General features: G+C 52.1%; 21 protein-coding genes. 13 read left to right on the top strand and 8 right to left on the bottom strand.

Annotated features, from left to right (window positions below):
• Positions 1-200: 200 nt before the first annotated feature.
• From O1Q74_RS02110 to O1Q74_RS02100, 3 genes are all read left to right on the top strand, one after another.
• Positions 201-2855, top strand: coding sequence for a fibronectin type III domain-containing protein (locus O1Q74_RS02110; protein ID WP_271875884.1), 2655 nt, complete (start codon positions 201-203; stop codon positions 2853-2855).
• Between the two features lie 353 nt (positions 2856-3208).
• The gene (locus O1Q74_RS02105) at positions 3209-5170 is read left to right on the top strand and encodes a methyl-accepting chemotaxis protein (RefSeq protein WP_271875883.1); all 1962 of its coding nucleotides are present in this window, start codon (positions 3209-3211) and stop codon (positions 5168-5170) included.
• Between the two features lie 235 nt (positions 5171-5405).
• Positions 5406-6182, top strand: coding sequence for an HNH endonuclease (locus O1Q74_RS02100; protein ID WP_271875882.1), 777 nt, complete (start codon positions 5406-5408; stop codon positions 6180-6182).
• Between the two features lie 104 nt (positions 6183-6286).
• Here the strand turns inward: O1Q74_RS02100 and O1Q74_RS02095 are convergent, their stop codons facing one another.
• On the bottom strand, positions 6287-6460 hold the full coding sequence (locus O1Q74_RS02095; protein ID WP_271875881.1) for a hypothetical protein: 174 nt from the start codon (positions 6458-6460) through the stop codon (positions 6287-6289).
• A gap of 383 nt (positions 6461-6843) precedes the next feature.
• Here O1Q74_RS02095 and O1Q74_RS02090 point away from each other — a divergent pair, with 383 nt between their 5' ends.
• The 3 genes from O1Q74_RS02090 (at position 6844) to O1Q74_RS02080 (ending at position 7891) form a co-directional block, all read left to right on the top strand.
• Positions 6844-7113 (top strand): hypothetical protein, encoded by a 270-nt coding sequence (locus tag O1Q74_RS02090; protein WP_271875880.1) that lies wholly within the window; start codon positions 6844-6846, stop codon positions 7111-7113.
• 14 nt (positions 7114-7127) lie between these two features.
• Positions 7128-7472, top strand: coding sequence for a type II toxin-antitoxin system RelE/ParE family toxin (locus O1Q74_RS02085; protein WP_271875879.1), 345 nt, complete (start codon positions 7128-7130; stop codon positions 7470-7472).
• A 101-nt stretch (positions 7473-7573) separates the two neighbouring features.
• Positions 7574-7891, top strand: coding sequence for a helix-turn-helix domain-containing protein (locus O1Q74_RS02080; protein ID WP_271875878.1), 318 nt, complete (start codon positions 7574-7576; stop codon positions 7889-7891).
• Here O1Q74_RS02080 and O1Q74_RS02075 read toward each other — a convergent pair.
• Positions 7888-8241: a type II toxin-antitoxin system RelE/ParE family toxin gene (locus O1Q74_RS02075; protein WP_271875877.1), complete on the bottom strand. Its 354-nt coding sequence runs from the start codon at positions 8239-8241 to the stop codon at positions 7888-7890. The genes O1Q74_RS02080 and O1Q74_RS02075 overlap by 4 nt on opposite strands.
• Positions 8242-8660: 419 nt before the next feature.
• Between O1Q74_RS02075 and O1Q74_RS02070 the strand changes: the two genes are divergently transcribed.
• The 3 genes from O1Q74_RS02070 to aspA all read left to right on the top strand — a co-directional run bounded on the left by O1Q74_RS02070 (position 8661) and on the right by aspA (position 12522).
• On the top strand, positions 8661-8996 hold the full coding sequence (locus O1Q74_RS02070) for a hypothetical protein (RefSeq protein WP_225086704.1): 336 nt from the start codon (positions 8661-8663) through the stop codon (positions 8994-8996).
• A 646-nt stretch (positions 8997-9642) separates the two neighbouring features.
• Positions 9643-10638 carry a LysR family transcriptional regulator gene (locus O1Q74_RS02065; RefSeq protein ID WP_271875876.1) on the top strand — a complete coding sequence of 332 codons (996 nt, stop codon included), beginning with the start codon at positions 9643-9645 and terminating at the stop codon, positions 10636-10638.
• Positions 10639-11082: 444 nt separating this feature from the next.
• The gene (gene aspA, locus O1Q74_RS02060; protein ID WP_012773111.1) at positions 11083-12522 is read left to right on the top strand and encodes an aspartate ammonia-lyase; all 1440 of its coding nucleotides are present in this window, start codon (positions 11083-11085) and stop codon (positions 12520-12522) included.
• Between the two features lie 270 nt (positions 12523-12792).
• Here aspA and O1Q74_RS02055 read toward each other — a convergent pair whose 3' ends face one another.
• From O1Q74_RS02055 to O1Q74_RS02035, 5 genes are all read right to left on the bottom strand, one after another.
• On the bottom strand, positions 12793-13953 hold the full coding sequence (locus O1Q74_RS02055; RefSeq protein WP_271875875.1) for an alpha/beta fold hydrolase: 1161 nt from the start codon (positions 13951-13953) through the stop codon (positions 12793-12795).
• Between the two features lie 174 nt (positions 13954-14127).
• Positions 14128-15249 (bottom strand): ribosomal protein uL16 3-hydroxylase, encoded by a 1122-nt coding sequence (locus O1Q74_RS02050; protein ID WP_271875874.1) that lies wholly within the window; start codon positions 15247-15249, stop codon positions 14128-14130.
• Between the two features lie 90 nt (positions 15250-15339).
• Positions 15340-15768 (bottom strand): GNAT family N-acetyltransferase, encoded by a 429-nt coding sequence (locus O1Q74_RS02045; protein WP_271878708.1) that lies wholly within the window; start codon positions 15766-15768, stop codon positions 15340-15342.
• Positions 15769-15956: 188 nt separating this feature from the next.
• Positions 15957-17069 (bottom strand): ROK family transcriptional regulator, encoded by a 1113-nt coding sequence (locus O1Q74_RS02040; RefSeq protein WP_271875873.1) that lies wholly within the window; start codon positions 17067-17069, stop codon positions 15957-15959.
• Positions 17070-17087: 18 nt separating this feature from the next.
• A complete protein-coding gene (locus O1Q74_RS02035) occupies positions 17088-17918 on the bottom strand; it encodes a glycerophosphodiester phosphodiesterase (protein WP_271875872.1) in 831 nt (276 codons plus the stop codon).
• A 215-nt stretch (positions 17919-18133) separates the two neighbouring features.
• Between O1Q74_RS02035 and O1Q74_RS02030 the strand changes: the two genes are divergently transcribed.
• Genes O1Q74_RS02030 through O1Q74_RS02015 form a run of 4 tightly spaced genes read left to right on the top strand, consistent with a single transcriptional unit; the run spans position 18134 to position 22000 of the window.
• Complete coding sequence (locus O1Q74_RS02030) at positions 18134-19201, top strand: ABC transporter ATP-binding protein (protein WP_271875871.1); 1068 nt, start codon at positions 18134-18136, stop codon at positions 19199-19201.
• Positions 19198-20064 (top strand): ABC transporter permease, encoded by an 867-nt coding sequence (locus O1Q74_RS02025; protein WP_271875870.1) that lies wholly within the window; start codon positions 19198-19200, stop codon positions 20062-20064. Before O1Q74_RS02030 ends, O1Q74_RS02025 begins: the two co-directional genes overlap by 4 nt.
• The gene (locus O1Q74_RS02020) at positions 20061-20897 is read left to right on the top strand and encodes an ABC transporter permease (RefSeq protein ID WP_271875869.1); all 837 of its coding nucleotides are present in this window, start codon (positions 20061-20063) and stop codon (positions 20895-20897) included. The genes O1Q74_RS02025 and O1Q74_RS02020 overlap by 4 nt, the downstream gene beginning before the upstream one ends.
• Before the next feature lie 20 nt (positions 20898-20917).
• Entirely contained in the window at positions 20918-22000 is a 1083-nt protein-coding gene (locus tag O1Q74_RS02015; protein WP_271875868.1) for an extracellular solute-binding protein, read from the top strand.
• Between the two features lie 114 nt (positions 22001-22114).
• Here O1Q74_RS02015 and O1Q74_RS02010 read toward each other — a convergent pair whose 3' ends face one another.
• Positions 22115-22330 carry an IS3 family transposase gene (locus tag O1Q74_RS02010; RefSeq protein WP_271875867.1) on the bottom strand — a complete coding sequence of 72 codons (216 nt, stop codon included), beginning with the start codon at positions 22328-22330 and terminating at the stop codon, positions 22115-22117.

Raw genomic sequence — 22330 nt, 5'->3', positions numbered from 1 at the left:
CGTCCTTAAGTCTGTACAGCGGGAGCACAGTCACCCGCAGTGCAGCCTCAAACAAAGGCTGATGATGAAGGTATATTACATCCCAAAGCCACCGTTTGATTCCACAAATACTCAGGCAGGATAGAGGGGCACTCAATCTGTCACGATAATTTGATATTTCACACTACGGACTATAGAAAATCGGGAAAAGGAGTTAAACGATGATACAAGCACGACTAAGGAAAGCCTTACTGCTCGCTCTGGCTTTGGCCTCAGCGACCGCCTTCAACGCAGTAAGCACCATAGCAAACTCAGCTTCAGCAGCAAGTGTAGAGGCAACAGGCCTCGTTGACAGCATGACCTTTGGTGACACGGCGTCGGAAAACGGTCACAGCCTCAATGGGGAAAACAGCCAAACCATCTCAGGTGCACTCGGCGAATCAGCCCGTAAGTTACTCCCTTTTCAGCAGACAGGTATCTATGGCGGTAGCCTGACATTTACCATGCAGGTCGATCCGCTACGTCGCAATTATGTTTCCGTCAAACTGTGGGGGGAAGACGACGGCAATATTAATACGGGCCGTCTCTACCTTTATATGATCAAAGACGGTGTCGAATATCAAATAGGCTATCGTCATGAAGGCGACTATGCACCGCTCAGTGTCGCTCACTGGCATAAGCCGCTACCGGGGCGTTTTTTCTACTCTACGACGCTACTGCCTTATGCTATGACCAGAGGCAGCACGTCCGTCACGCTGAAAATCGTCTCCACTGGACGGCTCTATCCCTTCGGTTCCGGCGGGCCTGAATCAGCCAACCCTTATCAGTATGCGATGAACCAGCCAAGCCGTGGTATTTATCGCGCCTACACGCATGTCGACCCCTTCCTTAACGTCGCGGGAGAAAAACAGGGCAGCGAGCCAGCCGTAACGACACGCCCTTCACCGGGCGATGAAATTATCGGCACAAACGGTCGATTTCGCACTGCGGTGAATAACCGGATTAAGGCGCTTCTCAATAAGTCAGCGACTACCGATGCATTATCTGGGGGAGATTTACGCTATCTGGCGCGCGCCTGGTCCGTTCGCGAACTGTCTGGCTACAAGGATTCGGCTATCGTAGACAAAGTCACTGCGACACTTGATGCCTACGCCACGGCGTACTACGCCGATACCAACCTTGCCACCCAAAACTGGGGAGGTAATTACGGCGATTTAGGACGGGCGATCTACTACCTTAAAGATGCCTTCACATCAGAGTTGTTGAATACTTCAGTAAACTACGGCATCGCAGGCAATAAAGCTCGTCTTACTGCCTGGGCAGATATGCTATTTGCCAGCCGCGAATTTGGCCGTAAGAAAAATCGTCTAGTCTTAAGTAACCAGTCACTCATCGCGAATAGCAATATTTACTTCGCTAACAAAGGGTTACAGGTTTTGAACGATTCGCGTGCTTTCCCAGAAACCACCGCGCAACGCTATATCAAGGAAGCAGCCGGCCTGCTGCCCTGGACCGGGGATGATCGTAACGAACCGCAAGGTGGCGGCTGGGCACCGTTCGGCGATCGCTATTATCAGGTGACCAACAAAGGTCAGACGCGCGAATGGGGCTATCTCGGTGCGGGCTATGGTGAAGTTCAATCGTACCTTGCCGAGTATTATCGCGTTACAGGCAATGAAGATTTTCGTAAACAGATGATCAAAATGGCCAATGCGCGTGCGCCTTTCCGTCGCCCAGCGATTGAAATGAGTAACGGTGCCAACTACCGGGCGATGGAAGCCATTGGCCTGTTATCCTGGCGTGGCGCGCACGAGAGTGACGGTAATTTCGCAGGTTACCTCGCTTATGTCGATGCGGTAAATACCAATGAACGAGCCAAAGCACTGCGCGTCGCCGCTGCCAGTAACAACGCGACACTGATTGGCTACGCCAAACAGATGCTGGAGGATAATCAGTTCTTTGCCAATCTCGATGGTGCAGAGTCTGCATTTGAAGCGTTGGATATTTTTTCCGACTATCAGACGATCAAAACGGCAAGCGACAACGGCGCACGACTGCCGATGAGCGAAGGTCAGCCGGATTTTGCCTGGGCGGACGAAGAGAACGCCATCGTAGCCGTCAAAAAAGGTAATGAGCGCCTGTGGCTGACGACATATTGGCAGGCCAAAGCAGGAACCGGCATCAACGGGCTGGCGCGTTTCCATTTCAGTACACCGGGCTATGATCAGTATGGTGTACTGGAAACAACCCCGATCTTTCGTTCAACGACAAGCTATACGCGACCTAACCGCATCGACATGCCGGAGAAAACACTGTATACGCCACCGAATCCACCAACTAACGCCTATGCGGGTGAAATCCTGCCGCTAGGTATTAAGCCTGAGGATGCTTCCAACGATGAACCTTTCCGGGGCAAAGCTGATTTCTATGCCGCGCGTTTCGGCCATTATCTGATCGGTATTAATGCCAGCGCCGACAACCGCTATGCCCTGAAAACACCCGTCGGCTTTAAGGGCGCGGAAGATTTGGTATCACAGCGAACGCTGTCCGGTAACGTGACCGTCGATCCACGTTCCACCGTTGTGCTCTACCTGAATGACACTCGTGACGCCAAGGCAGTACCCAGCACGCCACTGCATCTGGGGTCACAGAATACCAACGGTGTAAACGCATTATTCTGGACGCCATCATCAGGCAGCCAAAACTATAAAGTGATGCGATCCACCAGCGAGAACGGGACTTATCAGGCAATTGCCACCGTCACGGATAACAGCTATAGCGATCGCTCTGGCGGCGCGTCTGGTCGTTACTATTACCGGATCGTGGCCACCAACAGCAATGGAGAAAGCCCCCCTTCAATGTCAGCTCACCCCTGACAGTTCTTCTATCTGCATTCGCGTAGCCCTGATTCTTTGGGGCTACGCCGTATTAACCTCTCGGCTGTCTTTTGCCTCAGCCAACACGAAAAATCGCTCGTCGCATCCTAATTCGCAACGCAAATACCTATATTGAGTTATTAAAGAGTGAGAGAACAAGGTAGTACCATAACCTAATAGTGAAATCTTCTTGTGAAAGAAGTCCAACCAGAGTAGACACACTTTTTTTATGGATGACACCTCATCAATGCTAAATCATTGCTTCATATCGCCGAAACTAAAATAAACCCCTGTCTACTTTTGCACTCTGCACATGTCAGGAACGGACGACTTGCAGGATATGGAGCACACCTATGAAATCCCTTCATCACATCTCGATCCGTAGTAAGTTCATTCTTGCCCTTCTTCCCCCCATCCTTGCCCTGCTGTGGTTCAGCTTTTCCGGCGTGATGGAACGCCGCAGCACGGAAAATGAAATGATCCGGATGGAGAAACTCATTACGCTGGCACGCGACTCAGGCGAACTCGCCCACCAGCTACAGCGTGAACGTGGTTTGAGCGCGGGCTATTTTGGCAGCCAGGGGAAAAAATTTGGCTCAGAGCTCGCCACACAACGGCAGGACACCGATCGAGCACAGCAACAGTTTCAACAAACGGCTACGAATCTCAGCGACAGCGAACTCGGTAATGATGTAAGTGAAGAGATCGGTAAAATTGCGCAGAAAATGCAACAGCTTGGCGAATTCCGTCGCAATATCGACAGCATGTCGATCTCTGTCACTCAGGCACTCGGCTACTATTCCGAGTCCGTCGGCTATCTGCTGAATATTGTCGGGGATATGACCCATCTGGTCAGCGACGGAGGGATTGCCCAACGCCTGGCGGCCTATTACAACCTGCTGAATGTGAAAGAGCAGGCGGGGCTCGAACGCGCCGTACTCTCCAACACCTTTTCCGCTAACAGCTTTGCTGCCGGTATGTTCGAGCGTCTGAACCAGATGGTCGGACGGGGAGACGCCTACATCAGCGCCTATAACATGTTCGCCAATGCCGACCTGCGCAAGGCTTTTGAACAGGCTCTTAACAATCCATCCGCACAAAACGCGCTTCAGATGCGCAACCAGGCATTAGCCTCCCCCGGTGGCAACTTTGGCATTGATGCCAGCCAGTGGTTTAATCAGCAAACGGTAAAAATCGATGAACTGAAAAAAATTGAGCAACTCGCCACTCGCGATCTTACTACACAGGTTAACGCCTTAGCCGCCGATGCCCGCCGCTCCTGGATTAGTTATCTAGCCGGCGCGCTGATTTCTCTACTCATGGCGCTCGGTCTGGCGTCGATGGTTATGCGCAGCATCAACGAGCAGCTTCGGCAAACGCTGACCACCATTCGTGAAATGGGTGGGGATCTGACACGTCGCCTGCGCGTGCCGGGAACCGACGAACTTTCTCAGTTGAATCAGGCGTATAACGCCTCGCTGGAAAATATCGCCGACATGGTAGTCAGTATTAAGCACAGCTCACAGACCATCGGGCGTGCCAGTAGCGAGATCGCTAACGGCAATCAGGATCTGGCCCAGCGTACTGAAGAGCAATCCGCTTCACTGGTACAAACCGCCAGTAGCATGGAAGAGATCACCGTCACAGTAAAACAAACCGCAGACTTTGCCGGACAGGCGCGTCAGTTGACGACAGAGGTGGACGATCAGGCTCGCCGCGTCGGAACCATTACCGAATCTGCCAGCGGCGCGATGGAAAAAATTCAGGACGCCAGCCAGCGCGTGAATGCAGTGGTTGCGGCCATTGACGCTATTGCCTTTCAGACCAACCTGCTGGCGCTGAACGCGGCAGTTGAGGCTGCACGGGCGGGGCAACATGGCCGTGGGTTCTCGGTCGTTGCGGCGGAAGTTCGTCAACTGTCACAACGCAGTGCAGACGAGGCAGGCAAAATCCGCGCGCTCATCGCCGACAGTATTGCCAGCGTCAGTGAGGGGACAAAGCTGGTGAATCAATCGAACCGGGGGATTAGCGATATCGTTGCTGGCACGCGTAAAGTACGCGATCTGGTGAATGAAATCGCGGTCGCCGCCGATGAACAATCTCTGGGCATTGCGCAAATTAACGAAGCGCTCAGCCAGTTGGAAATGGTCACACAGCAGAATGCGACGCTGGTTTCGCAGGCTTCCGTTGCCAGCCAACTGCTGGATGAACAAGCCATTGAAATGGAATCGCTGGTCAGCCGCTTCAAGGTTGACGACAGCGCCCCGCCGCAGACGTTACAACAACCTTTACCGCAAGCGCGATTATCAAGATAGGGAAACGATACTGACATCGACCAATAGTCGGTTTGCCCTTTCAGCATTGTGATACTAACGCCCTCATTGAGGGCGTTGTCTATTTGCCTCTTACTAAACACCGCTGACGGCGTTTATCGTTAGCGCAGCCCACGCCAATTATCCAGCCGGAGTCAAGCGCATGCATTTTACCGGCTGACCTGGCATAGTTAGCGCTATCACTAACCGAATGCGCTAACGAACGGACGAAACACGCATGGCTGCCACCAACCATTGGACGCGAGATCAGTTACTGATCGCCTTCACCCTGTACAGCCAGCTACCGTTTGGCAGACTGCATTCGCGTAATCCCGACATCATTCGCTACGCTAAGTTGCTCAACCGTACGCCTTCCGCACTGGCGATGAAGCTGGTCAATCTCGCCAGTCTCGATCCGTTTATTATTGATTCCGGTCGCACCGGTTTGCGCGGCGCGTCCAACGCCGACCGGGCGCTGTGGCAAGAGATGGACAGCAATCCTGAGTTATTTGAACAGCAGTGCCAACAGGCGATGGTATTGCTCGAGGCCGGAGCGACGGCAGCCCCCTCTCCGTTCCAAACCAACGATAGCGAAATCCCTGATTATCACGGCGGAGAACGCCTCGCTCAGGTGAAAACACGCATTGGGCAGCAGCTCTTCCGCAAACGCGTGCTCAGCAACTACGGCGAACGCTGCTGCGTGACCGGATTGGAAGAGCCTGCGCTGCTGGTCGCCAGCCACATTCGCCCGTGGAAAACGGCCGCGGAACACCGCCTCAACCCCAGCAACGGCCTTTGCCTGTCCAACCTACATGACAAAGCCTTTGATATGGGACTCATCAGCTTCAACGACTCGCTGGAAATGCTGCTCTCTCCGCGTATCAAAAAGCTGAAAAGCACCATCAGCGACGTCAACTTCGCCCAGTACGAAGGCAAACAAATCCACTTGCCAGACGCCTACCCACCCGACTTATCACAGATGGCATACCATCGTGAGCATATTTTTTTGGGGTAGGGGGTAAAGAGGTTATCGGTAGGATGTCGATAGCTTGCAGGAGGTATGCAATATACGCAGGATATGCACTTCGTTTCCCTGCTCTTTTTTCATACGAAAATCAGTCATGCAAAAACAGGGATCGCGGCCTTCACAATAGCCTGCGTGGGATGGTGCAGCACGGTCAGCAGCCGTTCACGCACGTCGTCACCGATACGCAGAATAACAATATGCAAGGCACTGTGGTACAGGTTTAGCGCTCGTCCAGATTGCATACCACCAGTCGTAACGGTGTTCATCCAACCCCAGAGCGTGATTTTGCGCATGGTGACCGTTGTCGACCGATCCAACGCCGCAGGGTAATGCGCAACCGGATCATTCTTTTTTCACGCAGCAGCGTTGAGGCACGATGGCGCACCAATGCGTTCTTATCAAACAATAAATCAACAGCGACGCAGACCGACTACGGAAGTATCTGGCACGTTTTGGGCTGAGCTGGGAGGGATTGAAGCGGGGGGTAAATTTATCCTAAATTTATAACTTAACGGATAGGCTGAGATATCATTACTCTGTTATCCTCAGGCAACAGCAAGATGAAAGCACTCGCTATTCCCAAATAGCAGGAGTCTACCGCTTATAGCCATATTCAACATAAGCAATTGTTTTAATTAAGGAAGATGATATGAAAACCACAATGTCTCAGAAGTCGGCCCGTGAAGGCCTTGGCAACCCTGAACTGTTTCAGGGGGGCGTTTATGTAACGAAAAATGGCTCCGCAGAACTCTTCGTGCAAACAGCGGCAGAACGGGAAGCAGAACTACTTGAGAGAGAAAGAGAAAAGCAATCTAACGCACTTTTGAAGCTGGTGATGACGGCCAAGAAAGAAATTAAAAACGGTCAAGGAATGTCCGCCGAGGAAGCCCTACAAAAATTACGTGAAACGCGAACGTAAAGTAAGGAGCCAATTTGGCCAGTTCGTACACCATTAAAGTCGCCCCTGCGGCTGTCTGGTCTTTGCAGGATGCTGAGTCTTATAAATCTCATTATATTGGCATTGAACAAGCCGCTACATGGTCTGAGTCGTTGTTCTTATCCTCTATGCAGGCCATTTCTCAAGATCCTTTCCGTTACAGATACAACGCCATATTATCCGATAAGGGAATCGCACTCCGTGAACGCCTCTCGATAGAAGATGATTTTCGCTGTTTATATGATGTTGATGAAGAGCATGGCGTCATAGAGATCCTGCTTTTTGTTAATATGAAACAGGACCTTGAGAAAATGCTTTATCGCTATCATGTATTGAGCTGATGGGTTCCTGACAAGTAAACAGGATACTTTCCGTTCAGTAAACTTGACGAAATATCTAAAATATTAGATATTTGATTTACTGAGATGAGGAGGTACATATTATGGCGTTAAAATTCTACGAAAGTCCGTTTCATGTGACGCATGACGCTGAGATTGCCAGCAAGATGGCAATGAAAATGGATTTATCGATCATGATCACTAATTTAATCAAAGAGAAAGGCTGGACACAAAAAGAGGCAGCAGAAAAGCTCGGTATTAACCAGTCTCGAGTTTCAGAACTGAAAAATGCCAAGATTGAGCTTTTCACTCTTGATGCCATGTTCGACATGCTCGACGCACTCGGTTTCCGAGCGAAAATGTCGATGCCAAGCCTGCATCAGGCATCAATCACAATCACTGAAGCCGAATCAGCAGGTTAACGTTTTTTACAACGTTCAGCTTCTCTGACATCGGCCATAAGCGCTTTGAGCCGTTGTGCAGCCACCTCTTTAGCTTTACGATCAACGCCATTGGTCGTTTTCTTAAAGGAATGCAAAACCACCACGGTATCAAGATATTTGGCAACATAGACACATCGATATGCAGGACTACCGTTTATCTTTAGTTCGATAACACCGATACCCACCCCATCAAGAAAATCAATTGGCAATTTAGGATCTTGTCCGTACTGAATGAGGCGTAAGTCTTTTCCAAATTCATCCTGTATATCAGCAGGAAGCGCTCGATATTCCCTTTCAGCAGCATCGTTAACAAATGCGAATTTTTTCAAAACTACTCCCTGTCGTCATTTTTTTCGCAAACACCGCAATATCCTTTACTACGGCCAATTAAAAAAGAAGAAGCCCGCTTATTTCCAGAGTTGAGCCCATTTCTGCGAACTTCATTCCAAAACGCGCTGTAATTCCACTGTAAATCCATCCACCCTATTCCACGTTTTCCGCCGTTGGAATACAGTCTCTGTGCTGCGGCAACATCCGCAGCCGGGCTTGGAACCCCGAACCTCTCAAGACTGAAAAACACTTTGTTTTTTCAGGGGCTGCGTGCACACTCTTTACGGTGACGCAGGCAGGGCAACCGCAAGGTTGACCGGTCTTCTTGAGAGCCGGGGTTCCAATCCTGTCTGTGTCACCACCCGAATTTGGAACCTTGTGTGGTGGCGGACTTAATTATCTCAAGGAAAAAATGACCATGACGGACACTCACGCCACACCCGCTGACAGCACCATTACCATTTTCCGCGATCTGATCGCCAGCCTGCCTTTCGCGCAGTTAGATGACGTTCAGCTCTGCGACCTAGGCGCAATTGCCGCCGAATCGGTCGAAGGCCTGTGCCTCGGACTGCATTACCTCGGCGACACACTGCAAAATGACGTTGAACTGCCGCAAGAAAGCCTCAGTCAACTCGGCGCTTGCCTAAACGCCACTGCACACCTGATTCCGGCACTGCTGGAAATGTGCGAACAGGCAGAACGTCACGTACGAACCGTCACGACAGTGAGCGACGCACCTCTTACCACACAGTAAAAACAATACGTTATAACTAACAGATGGATGATTTCCCTCGTCCTCGACTTCTCAACTGTCATTTATCCACAAATACAGAAGTTATCGCGGATTTTTCCGTTATCCGGCGTAAATAATTATGCTGAGGAGATAGCAGGCTTAGGATGAGCCGCATGGACGCGGCGAAAGCTTGCGCCACGCCGGGACCGTGTCGCAAGCGGTCCGTTAAGCCTGATACCGACGAAGGCACCGCGTAGCGGCATAATTTCCGCCAAAAGCCTGGGGTCTCGGGGCGAGCGGCGTTTGAGCCGTCCCGAGTCGGGCGCGTGCTACGAGATAACATAAAAATATCGGTGTTATGGCGCACGAAACCATCCCTCAGTTTGCATAAAAAATATAACTAAGAGGCAGCCCCTGAAGACGGGGAGGAAATAACATCAGCCAAGCAGAATCACTCTGACAGGCAGTGCTCAAGCGCTCTTCATACGTCACCTTCAGATCCGCTAAAGCTAGAAATAAGAAAAAATTAATCAGTGATGCAACCTGTATTTTTTCTGAAGTTAGCCGACTATTCTGACATCAGTTAGCGAGGTCGTGGTCAGCGAGATGAGATAGACTAACGCTTCATATTTCGACGACATCCACCTTGCAGCGTAGGCAAACTCACATGGTTAAACGCACAGTGTCCGCCAATAAATCGATCGATATGTACGCCGTCTATGTTTTTGTGACGATGGCAGAAGCAGGCAGCATGACGGCAGCCGCCGCGCGGTTAGGCCTGACGCCTTCTGCCATTTCGCAAACGATCCGGTTATTGGAAGAAGATTTCGGCGTCAAATTGGTTAACCGGGCTCGTCGCCCCTTTGTCCTGACGCCCTACGGCATTGCCTTGAAAAACCGCGGAGAAATCCTGACGGAGGAGATCGCAAACCTGAAGGCACAGGTGCTGGAAGCGGGAAAAGGGATTAAACCCGACTTGCGTATCGGCCTGGTGGATTCGTTCGCTATCACCTGCGGTTCGGTGTTTACCAAGAGTTTGATGAAGAGTTCATCGCAGTTGCTGATTCGTACCGGGCTCAGTCCGCAGCAGGGTGAAGCGCTAATGCGCCGTGAGCTGGATATGATCGTCACCAGTGACCCATTGATCGACAGCGATAGCGTCGTGCGCCATCAACTGTTTTCCGAGGGCTATTTCATTATTACGCCGCCGGATTACCGCAAACGCATCAAAACGGTTGAGGACATCCGTGAGCTTTCCGCCGCACTGCCGCTAGTGCGCTTTAACCGGAACTCACAGATTGGGATGCAGATTGAGCGTTACCTGCGCCGCATCGATGTCCGTGTACCAAACATGCTCGAGTTCGATAACGCGGATACCTTAACGTCGATGGTAGCGGCAGGCATCGGTTGGGCGGTAACCACCCCGCTGAGTTTCCTGCAATCCGTTGCGCACTCCAGGGAAGTGCTGACGCATATGCCGGAACAGCTGAATATTAAGCGCTCGCTGTATATTGTCGGGCACCGTGATGAATACAGCGCGTTCTTTGAAGAAGCGTGCGATGTCACACATGACATTATCAAAACCGTATTTATTCCGAAATTGAAAACGCTGAACCGCGGAATAGAAAAGCTGGTTGAGATTAACCCGGATAATACGGAATAGCCATTAGGGATATACCCTAAATAATTCGAGTTGCAGGACAAAACGTTAGCGTTTTGAACAACGCAAAGCGTTGACCCCGAAGGGGTGAGGCCACAAGGCCGAATAACGCGGCAAGAGAGAGAATCCCGATGAGCTTACTCAGGTAAGTGATTCGGGTGAATGAACGTAGCCAACGCACATGCAGCTTGAAGTATGACGGGTATAACTATTCACGATTGGGAGACAAAACATAAATGGAGGAATATATCCACCCATAGCCATTTAATGATGCTAATTCCATGTTCGTCTCCCCGAGAACGCTTTTTAGTCATGATTTTATAAAAATCGTGGTGGGTTCGTGTTACCTGAAAACCCGAAAGCAGGAAAAACAAACCCCAAAAAAATCATAGTTTTAATATTGAAAACGATGCTATGTACATCGAACAAGAAAAAGGAAGAAGCCCCATGTCAACGAATATCCGTATTGAAGAAGACCTGTTAGGTACCCGTGAAGTCCCTGCTGATGCCTATTATGGTATCCATACGCTGCGTGCGATTGAGAATTTTTATATTAGCAATAGCACCATCAGCGATATTCCAGAATTCGTCCGCGCTATGGTGATGGTCAAAAAAGCCGCCGCGCTGGCGAATAAAGAACTGCAAACCATCCCACGTAAAATTGCCGATACCATTCTGCAAGCCTGTGATGAAGTGCTGAATAACGGTAAATGCCTGGACCAATTCCCTGTCGATGTGTATCAGGGCGGCGCGGGTACGTCAGTCAACATGAACACCAACGAAGTGCTGGCGAATATCGGTCTGGAACTGATGGGTCACCAGAAAGGTGAATACCAATACCTGAATCCGAACGACCACCTGAACAAATGCCAGTCCACCAACGATGCTTACCCAACCGGCTTCCGCATCGCGGTATACACCTCCATCCTGAAACTGGTCGAAGCGATTACCCAGTTGAGCGATGGCTTTGAGCGCAAAGCGAAAGAGTTCGAAAACATCCTGAAAATGGGCCGTACCCAGTTGCAGGATGCCGTGCCGATGACCCTCGGTCAGGAATTCCACGCGTTCAACGTGCTGTTGAAAGAAGAAAACCGTAACCTGCTGCGCACCGCCGAGCTGCTGCTGGAAGTGAACCTGGGCGCAACCGCCATCGGTACACGCCTGAACACGCCGGATGAGTACCAGAAGCTGGCCGTCCAACATCTGGCAAAAGTCAGCGGCCTGCCTTGCGTACCGGCTGAAGACCTGATCGAAGCCACTTCCGACTGCGGTGCGTACGTAATGATGCACAGCGCCCTGAAACGTGTGGCGGTGAAACTGTCGAAGATCTGTAACGACCTGCGCCTGCTGTCTTCTGGCCCGCGCACTGGTCTGAACGAAATCAACCTGCCGGAATTGCAGGCGGGCTCGTCCATCATGCCAGCCAAAGTTAACCCTGTCGTACCAGAAGTCGTGAATCAGGTGTGCTTCAAAGTCATCGGCAACGATACCTGCGTCACCATGGCGGCAGAAGCGGGTCAATTGCAGTTGAACGTGATGGAACCCGTTATCGGACAAGCGATGTTCGAATCCATTCAGATTCTGTCCAGCGCCTGCTACAACCTGCTGGAAAAATGCGTCGACGGCATCACCGCCAACAAAGACGTGTGTGAAGCTTACGTTTTCAACTCTATCGGTATCGTGACCTATCTGAACCCATTCATCGGCCACCACAACGGCGATATCGTCGGGAAAATCTGTGCCGAAACCGGCAAGAGCGTACGCGAAGTGGTTTTGGAGCGCGGCCTGCTGACCGAAGAACAGTTGGACGACATTTTCTCCATCCAGAACCTGATGCACCCGGCTTACAAAGCCAAACGTTACACCGACGAAAACGAAGCCGTTTAATTTTTGTTTTCTGTCACGCTTTTCGCTAGTTGTCACACAGGCCCGAAGGAAACATCGGGCCTTTTCTTTGCCAAGATGCATTTATGGATGCAGCCGTGCTGTAAGACCTGCTGGCGTTATTCATGTCAGGATATCGGCAACGGCAATACCGCCGAGATAATCAGGCCGTGCGTCGATGGCTGGAGCATTATTGATAATTGGAAGAATCACCGATAACAGGAAAAATAACGTCCCGGCAGTTGCACCGGAACGTTGGTGTAAAAGCGTCGCTTAGTGTTTTTTCGCGTCAGCGTGCAAATTTTTCAGTACGAAAAGAACCGAGTCACGCAGTGAAACATTAACGGTTTCACTGTGGTTCATCCCCTTATATTCATGCACGTCAACCGACGTTCCGGCTTTAGCGACATCACGCGCGAATGCGCGCTGCATGATGGCGGGTACGTCAATATCCTGCGTCCCGGTACCAATAAATACCGGATGGGTAATTTTCAGGGTGTTATAGCGCAAACTGGCTGTCTGATTTTCCAGTAATCCCTGTGCTGTAGGCTTCAGGCTATTGCCCGCATTCAGGCCATCATCCATCACTTTTTTCGTTAACGCATCGATACACATTTCACGCGCGGCGGACACATCAGCAGCGGCTTTCGGCGTAAAATAATCATCCACATTCAGCCCTTTTTCCGTATCGGCTGCTGACAGATACATGTACATCGCATAGGGAATTTTGGGATCGCCGCCCTCTTTCGCCCCACCGCCGCCGGCAAAAAGTGCCGCTGCAGAGGTCTTGTCATCAAAATAAGGCGTGCCGGTCAAGACGGTTGAGACAACATGCAGATCCGGCGCATAGTCAGGCTGGTAGCCCGCGCTCGCAAAAGCCACATGTGCCCCTTGCGACTGCCCCACAATAGTTAGCTGATTGCGTAGCGGGAATGCGCCAAGCGCAACTTTCACGCCGTCCAACACGCTCCACGCTTCTCCACGCGCATTGAGGTAGTGATGCAACCCGGAGGATCCGAGCCCCGCATAGTCGGGAGCCACGATGGCAAATCCCAGCGACAGCCACGTATTCAAGTACTGCGCATCACGCGCTGAACGCGGGTTCAGAGAAGGCGCACAGGTTGTTTGCACGCCAACCGTCCCATGCGCCCATACCACGACGGGCCAGCCCCCTTTTGGCGTTTCACCTTTCGGGATGAAAACGGCACCGGTGTCTTCCCGCGGGCTTTTTCCATCCACGCCGCTCAACGAGCGGTATCGAATCAGATACTGCTCCGCCGCCTCCTGTAAGCCATTTTTCGCATCAAGCGTCGTTTTTCCTATCAAAGTCCCGGGCGTTGTCACCTCTGCTGAAGAAAGCAAAGGCATCATGCCGACAAATATGACAAAAAATAACGTCAAGAACCTTCGCAGTAACTGAGGTAAAGGAAACATGGCATCTCTCCGGGTGATTGATTTCACATCACCCTAAAAGATAGTTCACTTACCTATTGCCAATTAATTCAATCAATAACTAATTGCTAGCAATAGCAGACCATTCGTAGGCTAAGACGCGGCCTTGAACCACACCATGCCGTGTGTTCTCAGAAGCCGCCAGTGAGAAGCATGTTATTCGTCGAAGAACCAGTACCCCTGATTAACCAGCGCGGTTAATTCAGCCACAAAAGCTGGATTTTTCAGCGCCGCACCCAGCTCTTTTTTACCGAGAACGGTATAACGACACAGCGCATCAGCCGCTTTCGGATCGACCGTGTCCAGCTGTTCGCTGTTGATGAAGTAGCACCCACCTACCTCCAGCACGCGTAGACCACTCAGACGCGTCAACACATCGCCATCCATCAGCGCGCCCACAATCTCGTCCTGCTCGTACGGCGGTTCTGCCGGCGCGATATCCAGCTCGTGGCGCGGCGTCGTCACAAAGCGACCGAACCACGCTTTCAACGCTTCTGGCTGATTAATCACGTCGATCATCATCTCGCGCAGACGGTCAAATTCATACGCTTCAACCCGGCCGGGATGCTCACGACAGGTCAAATCAGGGTCGCTATAGTGCTCACCGCCGAGATCGTTCTCCAGCACGTAGTCAGCAAAACTGCTGATTAAATCTCTGCCGTTCGGCCCACGGAACCCCACGGAGTAGTTGAGCGCAGTTTCATGAGTGAAACCATCGTGCGGGAAGCCTGGCGGAATATAGAGAATGTCGCCCGGCTCAAGATCTTCATCAATAATCGGCGGGAAAGGATCGACATGCAGCAACGCAGGATGCGAGCAAAACTGACGCATCGGCAGCTTGTCACCCACGCGCCAACGACGGCTGCCCATTCCCTGAATGATGAAGACATCGTACTGATCGATATGCGGACCCACGCCGCCGCCCGGTACGGAAAAGGAAATCATCAGGTCATCTAAACGCCAATCTGGCAACACGCGGAACGGACGCACGAGTTCAGCCGACGGCGCATGCCAGTGGTTCACCGCCTGAGCCAACAGCGACCAGCCGGTTTCGCCCAAATTATCAAAATGCTCAAACGGCCCGTTGCTGGCCTGCCACTGACCCTTTTTATGGCTGACCAAACGACTATCGACCTCCGCCTCCATCGCCAGACCCGCCAACTCATCCGGCGTAATCGGATCGACAAAATTCGGAAAAGCGTTCTTCAATACAACAGGTTGTTTTTGCCAGTATTTTTCTAAGAATTCTGGCCAGTTAAGATTAAGTTGGTAAGCCATGCGTCCACACCAGTGAGAAGAGAAACGGGCCTGATTATAAAGAGGGTCACGCGCGGTCTACCTTGTCATTGGTCAATGGGTGGATAACTATCATGCAGCCTGAATATTTTTCTTTATTAGATAGTGTCGTAACATGCCGTCCTCAGGAAAATCAGGTAAAGACATTTGCAACTGATAACCTTGTTTTTCATAAAAAGGAAGCGCCTGAAAACTAAACGTATCCACAAGCGCATGACGGCACCCAAGACGTATAGCCTCCTCTTCCGCTTCTTTCACCAACGCGCTACCGAGCTTCAGACCTCTGGATTCCTCACCCACCCATAAATAATCAATACACAGCCATAGTCCCTTACGCGTGGCAATCAGTCCGCCGGTCATGGTTCCAGCACTATTGCGATGAAAAATACCGATTTGCCCAAAAGAAGCCGGATTAATAAACTGGCAGTTGTAGCTCCGAAGGCCCGCAAAAAGTGCTTCCCGATCGCTATCGGCAATATCGTGCGTCACGCTTAATTCCACTCGTCCTCCCAGATCCGTCATAAAGCGGCCACAGACGATCGGAGAGGCCGCGGTCATGGAACGACTTGTATCACACTGCGCCACGGGAACGAACAGGCTGCGAGAAAGAAAATGCGACATCTTGCAGGTTGCCGCTGGCATCGTTGACAACGTGTTCGCCTGTAGAGTATTACAAGGAGAAATCTCGCTTATCCCTCGTTAATCACCTGATACAACGGGATCATCGCCGCGCCCCGTGATGCACTTTGCGCCCCCATTGAGGAAGCAGCAAGCGCCACTTTCGGGCGGTTGGGGTCGAGTCGGGTTCCAAGCTGCTGATTCAGTTCCGTCACCAGACGGCTGATAATCGGTTTCGGCATCGCCCCGCCGAGCACGATAATTTGCGGATCCACCCACTGCACACAGCCGAACACCGTCTGCTCCACCTGATCACGACAGCGTTCAAACCAGCTTTCCAGTAGCGGATGCTGCCCGGCAATCAGGTCCGGTAGTTGGGTTTCACTGAATCCTTCACTCCCCAGAGTGGCAACCAGGTCCTTATACGACGGACGCGGCGTCTCGATAGGAAACGCCATCCCGACTTCACCAGCATTGCAGAACCCACCGCGCAGCATTTTATGCCCAGAGATAATCCCCGCGCCGATACCATAACCGAGATCGATAAAGGTCAGATCGCTGTACTCATTCCATTCACCGCTGTACAACTCGCCCACCGCCGATGCGTTGGCGTTGTTCTCCACCCATGTTGGCCACGGCAGGTTGTCAGCAAACGCCTGCTGCAAATCTACCTCGCGCCAGCTCTCCAGCCAGGGCACGCTATGGCGTTTACGCCCATCAGCTTTCAAAAAACCAGGCACCGCATAACCAATGCCCAGAATACGCGCGTGCTGAAGCTGGCGCTTTTTCAGCGTTTGTTCCACCAAGATCTTGATTTGTACCAGCGTGGCCGCCAGCGGCTGATTTTCCTGATGCGCTTCGGAGAACGACAACAACTGGCGGCCGCTGAGATCGACCACCGTCATATCGATAAAGCCGGGACTGAACGATAGCCCAATGGCACAACCACCACCAGGGTTAAGGCGCAGCGGCAGCGACGGCTGGCCACGCTGTCCTGTATTGCGCTCCCCTTCCACGACCAGACCGGAGAACATCAGCTCCCGACACTGTTGGGTGATCGCGCCAGCCGTCAACCCAGACAACCGCGCCAGTTCGGCTCGTGTCACCGGAGCGTGGCGCCGGATCAGTTCCAGCAGCAGGCGCTGCGAACCACGCAGTTCAAGGCGTTCAGATTGGGCGTTCATGGTGTCCTTAATTTTTATCTAATCCCAGTACAGTCCGGCCTCTTCAATCAGCCCCTGCAAATACGGAATATCATCGTGGCTGAGCATATCAATCAGCCCCGCCTGCATCCAGCCGATAATCACCGGACGACTATCGCAGCCGAATTTATAGTCGTACTGCTCCAGCGGTGTCATGCCGTTTTTCACTTCATGCAGGTACATCCGTACTCCCAGCCCTGCGTTCTTGTAGGACTGCAGATCGTCGATATGGGCGAACTCAAACTCAAAACAGACGCACCCGGCATTTGACTGCTGTACCGTCGCCAATTGATTATTGCAACGCTCCAGCGTTACCACCTGTAACGCCAGTTGCGGAATTTGTGCCTTCACCCGGTTGATTAGCACATGGTTGAAGCCCAGCAGTTGAATGTGACTAATGGCCTCCGGCTGCTCGCGCAGCAACGCAACCAGTACAGCGACAAACGTGTCATGACGGTTGCGCTGTTTTACCTCAACAATCAGCCCCATTCCGTTTTCCACCGCCCAGCGCAGCACATCCGCCAGCAAGGGGATTCTCGTTCCGGCAAACGACGAATGGTATTTCACGCCAAAGTCGTACTCCAGCAGTTGCGGGTACGTCATCTGCTCAACAAATCCGTACCCGGTGGAAACCCGGTCAATACGGTGATCATGCGTGACGACTATCTGATTATCCGTCGTCAGGTGGATATCGATTTCAATACAGTGGGTTCCCGCCTGACGGGCAGCTTCAAAGGCAGGAAAGGTGTTTTCTGGCGCGCGGCTGGAATATCCACGGTGGCTGTTGACCAGCACAACCCCCTCTGCTGCCCGGTGAAAGTTAAACGCCATCTTTAAAGTTCCTTATGATGAAAGATAACAATTAACTTTAATTATTAAATTTAAATTATAAAGTGTTTTTTGTGCGAAAAATAATAAATATTTATTTTTTAAGTACTTATTTTTTATATTTATGTCTTTTTTGATTTTAAAGATCGATGTCACATAAATTTAATATTTAGTATGTAAATTTAATCACCATCTTTAATCCGACGGAAAACAGGCTTATGTCAAAATTGGTTCTGGAACAGGTGACCAAAACGTTCGGCGAATTCTACGCCGCCAGGGGAATCTCGTTCTGCGCTGAAGAGGGGGAGTTCGTTACGCTGCTCGGGCCGAGCGGCTGCGGTAAAACGACCCTGCTGAAAATGATCGGCGGCTTTCACCAGCCGGACAGCGGACGCATTCTGATTGGCGATAAAACGGTTAACGCACTGCCGCCGGAAAAACGCAATACTGCCATGTGTTTCCAGTCCTATGCGCTGTTTCCGCATCTCAACGTGGCACACAACATCTGCTTTGGCCTGAAGCAGAAAAAGGTCGCCATCGGTGAACAGCAAGCCCGATTGGCGGAGGCGCTCAAGCAGGTGGGGCTGGAGAGCCAGCGGCTGAAAATGCCCGCTCAGCTCTCCGGCGGCCAGCAGCAGCGTGTGGCGCTAGCCCGGGCGATGATCACCCGTCCAGACGTGATCCTGTTTGACGAGCCGCTCTCCAACCTCGACGCCAAACTGCGCGAGAGCGTGCGTTTTGAGATTAAGGAACTGCAGCGGCAGTACCAGCTCACTTCAATTTACGTCACCCACGACCAGGCGGAAGCGCTGGCGATGTCGGACAAAATCGTGGTACTGAACGCCGGTAACGTTGAGCAGATCGGCAAACCGGAAGAGATCTACTACCGTCCGGCCAACCGATTTGTGGCGGATTTTATCGGGGCGGCCAATATCGACACCGCGCAGGTCACGCCCGCAGAACAGTCGGGTTATTACCGGGTACGCTGCACCCTCGGCGAGTTTTACGTCTTCTCGGACCAACCACCGCGGGCGGAGCACTGCTATATCTGCTGGCGACCGGAAGACGCGCAGTATGTCAACCAGCCGCAGGTGGGGGACAACCACTTCACTCTGACGCTCGACAAAATGGCCTTTATGGGCAACCTCACCGAGGCCTGGGGACACAACAACACAGGGCTGTCGGTGCGCCTGCAACTGATTAAAAAGCCGCCGGTTACGCCGGGTGAACGCGCCTGCTTCCGTTTGGCGGAAAACGCCATCCATTTTCTGGAGCCGGTATCATGAAAAAATGGCGCAACGATACTGTCGCCTGGCTGCTGATGCTCAGCGGTCTGGGCACGATCCTGCTGCTGATGGGATCCACCTTTTACGTGGTGATCGTCCAGAGCCTGGGCTGGTTCAACCTCGAAGGCGACAGCCATTTCTCACTGGAATACTGGCGCAACATGCTGCAGGACGAGGTGCTGCAAAGCGCGCTGTTTTATTCAGTAAAAGTGTCGATGCTGGGGGCGTTCGGCTCTGTGATTTTCGCGTATCCGCTGGCGCTATGGATGCGTAAACCGATGGTTGGCAAAGAAGGCATTACCGCCGTGCTGCGCGCACCGATGTTTATTCCCGGCCTGGTGGCGGCGTTCCTGTTCGTCAACATCGTCGCTTACCACGGCATCATCAACGAGCTGCTACTGGCGCTGGGTATTATCAGCGAGCCGCTACGGATGCAGAATGACGATTTCGGCTGGGGCGTGGTTATTCTGCAAATCTGGAAGAATCTCCCCTTCGCCCTGATCCTGGTGGGGGGGGCGGTCAACGCCATTCGTAACGACATACTGGACGCCGCCAGCAACCTCGGTGCCAGCCGCTGGCGCAGTTTTACCGGCGTGGTAGTGCCGCTGACGCTGCCTGCGGTACAAGTGACGCTGATTTTGGTGTTTATTGGTGCACTGGGCGACTTCGCCTTCTTCTCGGTGGCCGGGCCACGCAACACCTACTCGCTGGCGCGGCTGATGCAGGCCACCGCCATGGAGTACGGCGAGTGGAATAACGCGGCGGTGATTGCGGTGATCATTATGATCACCGCGGCAGTCTGCACACTGCTTTTCGCCATGATGATTACCCCGTTCGCTACCCGCAAAGGAGAGGTCAAATGAGCCACACTACCAATGGTCGCCGGGTGGTGACCATTTCGCTGGTCTTCTTCGTTGTCGCCAACCTGGTCTGGCTAGGCATGCCGTTTGGCATGGCGATCCTCTGGTCGCTGGTTGACCCGGCCCATCCGTGGAGCTACCCGGATATCTTCCCGCCAGTGCTGTCGTTCAACCGCTGGTTGCTAGTATGGGAAAAGACCTCACTTTCCGAGGCGCTGTTCAACAGCTACACCATTGCGCCTGCGGTGGCGGTGGTTAGCCTGCTGCTGTCTCTGCCCACTGCCTATGCCTTCGGGCGTATGAGCTTTCGTGGCAAGGCGGTGGCGGAGATGCTGACGCTGATCCCGCTGGTGATGCCGGGAATGCTGATTGGGATCTTCTTCAGCGCCATGCTGATTAACCTCAATATCAGCAATGCGTTTATCAGCATCGTCATCGGCCATACAGTGCTGACGCTGCCCTATTCCATCCGCATTATGTCGGCGGGGTTTAAGGCGGTACCGCAGGACCTGATCGATGCCAGCCGCGACTTAGGCTCCGGCGCGTGGAGCACCTTCTGCAATGCTTATCTGCCGTTGCTGAAACCGAGCTTCCTGGCAGCGCTGATTTTTTGTCTGGTGCGAAGTCTGGAGGAATTCAGCATCTCTTACGTGCTGGGTGCGCCGGATTTTATCACCGTCCCGACCATTCTTTACTCTTTCCTCGGCTACTCCTTCGTCCGCCCGGATGCAGCAGTGGTGTCGATGATTCTGGTGATTCCTAACGTTATCCTGATGATCATCATCGAGAAACTGCTGAAAGGGAACTACCTGTCACAGTCAACGGGGAAAGCCTAACCTTTTACAGGAGAAGTATAATGAAAAAAACAGTAATGATTCTGGCGGGCGGCCTGCTGTGCAGTTCGTTGGCACTGGCAGCAGATAATACCGGCTGGGATGCGGTAGTGGCTCAGGCTAAGCAGGAAGGCAGCATCACCTTTAACGTCTGGTACCTCCAGCCGCAGTGGCGCAGCTTTGTAAAAGACTTTGAGCAGCAGTACGGTATTAAAGTGCACATACCGGAAGGCAGTATCGACGGCAATATGAACAAGCTGCTGGCGGAGGCGGGTAAAGCGAAAGGCAAAATCGACGTCATCGCCCTCTCCGTGGCGCAGTTGTCGGTGACAACGGGGGCGAAAGTGCTAGCGAAGGTGGACTCTCTTCCCGGCTATGGCGACGCCATACACCAGATTCAGAACGTCGATACCCAAGGTTATGCCGTGGCGTTTTGGGGTAATCAGACTGGTTTTGCTTACGATCCGCAGCAGATAGGCAACCGAGCACTGCCGCAAACTCTCGAGCAACTGCAAAGCTTTATCGACGCCAACCCGAAAAAGTTTGGTTATAACGACCCGAACAACGGCGGCGCTGGGGAAGCGTTTATCCAACGAATTGTTACCACTTTGGGCGGCGAGTTTAACAGTGAAGCGGAGACCGTTGACCCTGCCGTGGTGAAAAAGTGGCATAAGGGCTGGCAGTGGTTTGCGTCCAATAACGACAAAATCATCCGCACAGCCTCCGGCGCTGACAGCCTGACGCGCCTGAACGATGGTGAGCTGATGCTGACGCCCGCCTGGGAAGATCATCTGTCTGGACTGCAAAAAGCTGGGGCTATCACCACACGCCTGAAATTTTACGTGCCGGAGTTTGGTATGCCAGGCGGTGGCAACATCGCAGCCATTGCCGCTAACAGTCCGCATCCGGCAGCATCACAGCTATTTCTCAACTGGCTAATTCAGCCGGAAACGCAGCAAGCGCTCAGCAAAGCTTTTGGTTCCACGCCGATGAATAAACAGATCAGCCAAGAAGTGAAAAGTCCGGACACAGCGACACAGTTTTATGGCAAGGCCTATAATACGCAACTCAGGAAAGAGTTCGTTCGTGAAGTTATGATGCAGTAAACCTCAATTTTCGTGTAACCAAAAACAATTTCCCCTGAACCTGACCATGCTAAAAGGCAGAATGCAAAAGGTTCAGGGGAAGGGGGATCTGCCCCTGAAATTATTCCCACCTAATTATGCCGCCATTTCATCATCCACCGGCGTTTGATAACCCATCGAATGTTTGCAACGGCAATTGTAAAACACCTCGATATCATCAAATATAGCGTTCATCACCTGTTCTCTGCTAACAAACACGCTTCCTCGCATCAACTCCGCTTTCAGCGTGCGATAGAAGCTTTCCATTTCTTCTTCGCGTTTTTCCGTGGGGTGGATACCCGGAGTTAACAT

The sequence above is a fragment of the Pectobacterium sp. A5351 genome, from assembly GCF_028335745.1.
GTDB lineage: Bacteria > Pseudomonadota > Gammaproteobacteria > Enterobacterales > Enterobacteriaceae > Pectobacterium.
Note: the sequence above shows the minus strand (reverse complement) of the source record. Positions and strands in the feature narration are given on the sequence as shown.

Excerpts from the sequence above, each read along its gene's own strand:
- O1Q74_RS02110 (WP_271875884.1), top strand. The coding sequence starts at position 201 with ATGATACAAGCACGACTAAGGAAAGCCTTACTGCTCGCTCTGGCTTTG.
- O1Q74_RS02105 (WP_271875883.1), top strand. The coding sequence starts at position 3,209 with ATGAAATCCCTTCATCACATCTCGATCCGTAGTAAGTTCATTCTTGCC.
- O1Q74_RS02100 (WP_271875882.1), top strand. The coding sequence starts at position 5,406 with ATGGCTGCCACCAACCATTGGACGCGAGATCAGTTACTGATCGCCTTC.
- O1Q74_RS02095 (WP_271875881.1), bottom strand. The coding sequence starts at position 6,460 with ATGAACACCGTTACGACTGGTGGTATGCAATCTGGACGAGCGCTAAAC.
- O1Q74_RS02090 (WP_271875880.1), top strand. The coding sequence starts at position 6,844 with ATGAAAACCACAATGTCTCAGAAGTCGGCCCGTGAAGGCCTTGGCAAC.
- O1Q74_RS02080 (WP_271875878.1), top strand. The coding sequence starts at position 7,574 with ATGGCGTTAAAATTCTACGAAAGTCCGTTTCATGTGACGCATGACGCT.
- O1Q74_RS02070 (WP_225086704.1), top strand. The coding sequence starts at position 8,661 with ATGACGGACACTCACGCCACACCCGCTGACAGCACCATTACCATTTTC.
- O1Q74_RS02065 (WP_271875876.1), top strand. The coding sequence starts at position 9,643 with ATGGTTAAACGCACAGTGTCCGCCAATAAATCGATCGATATGTACGCC.
- aspA (WP_012773111.1), top strand. The coding sequence starts at position 11,083 with ATGTCAACGAATATCCGTATTGAAGAAGACCTGTTAGGTACCCGTGAA.
- O1Q74_RS02055 (WP_271875875.1), bottom strand. The coding sequence starts at position 13,953 with ATGTTTCCTTTACCTCAGTTACTGCGAAGGTTCTTGACGTTATTTTTT.
- O1Q74_RS02050 (WP_271875874.1), bottom strand. The coding sequence starts at position 15,249 with ATGGCTTACCAACTTAATCTTAACTGGCCAGAATTCTTAGAAAAATAC.
- O1Q74_RS02040 (WP_271875873.1), bottom strand. The coding sequence starts at position 17,069 with ATGAACGCCCAATCTGAACGCCTTGAACTGCGTGGTTCGCAGCGCCTG.
- O1Q74_RS02035 (WP_271875872.1), bottom strand. The coding sequence starts at position 17,918 with ATGGCGTTTAACTTTCACCGGGCAGCAGAGGGGGTTGTGCTGGTCAAC.
- O1Q74_RS02030 (WP_271875871.1), top strand. The coding sequence starts at position 18,134 with ATGTCAAAATTGGTTCTGGAACAGGTGACCAAAACGTTCGGCGAATTC.
- O1Q74_RS02025 (WP_271875870.1), top strand. The coding sequence starts at position 19,198 with ATGAAAAAATGGCGCAACGATACTGTCGCCTGGCTGCTGATGCTCAGC.
- O1Q74_RS02020 (WP_271875869.1), top strand. The coding sequence starts at position 20,061 with ATGAGCCACACTACCAATGGTCGCCGGGTGGTGACCATTTCGCTGGTC.
- O1Q74_RS02015 (WP_271875868.1), top strand. The coding sequence starts at position 20,918 with ATGAAAAAAACAGTAATGATTCTGGCGGGCGGCCTGCTGTGCAGTTCG.
- O1Q74_RS02010 (WP_271875867.1), bottom strand. The coding sequence starts at position 22,330 with ATGTTAACTCCGGGTATCCACCCCACGGAAAAACGCGAAGAAGAAATG.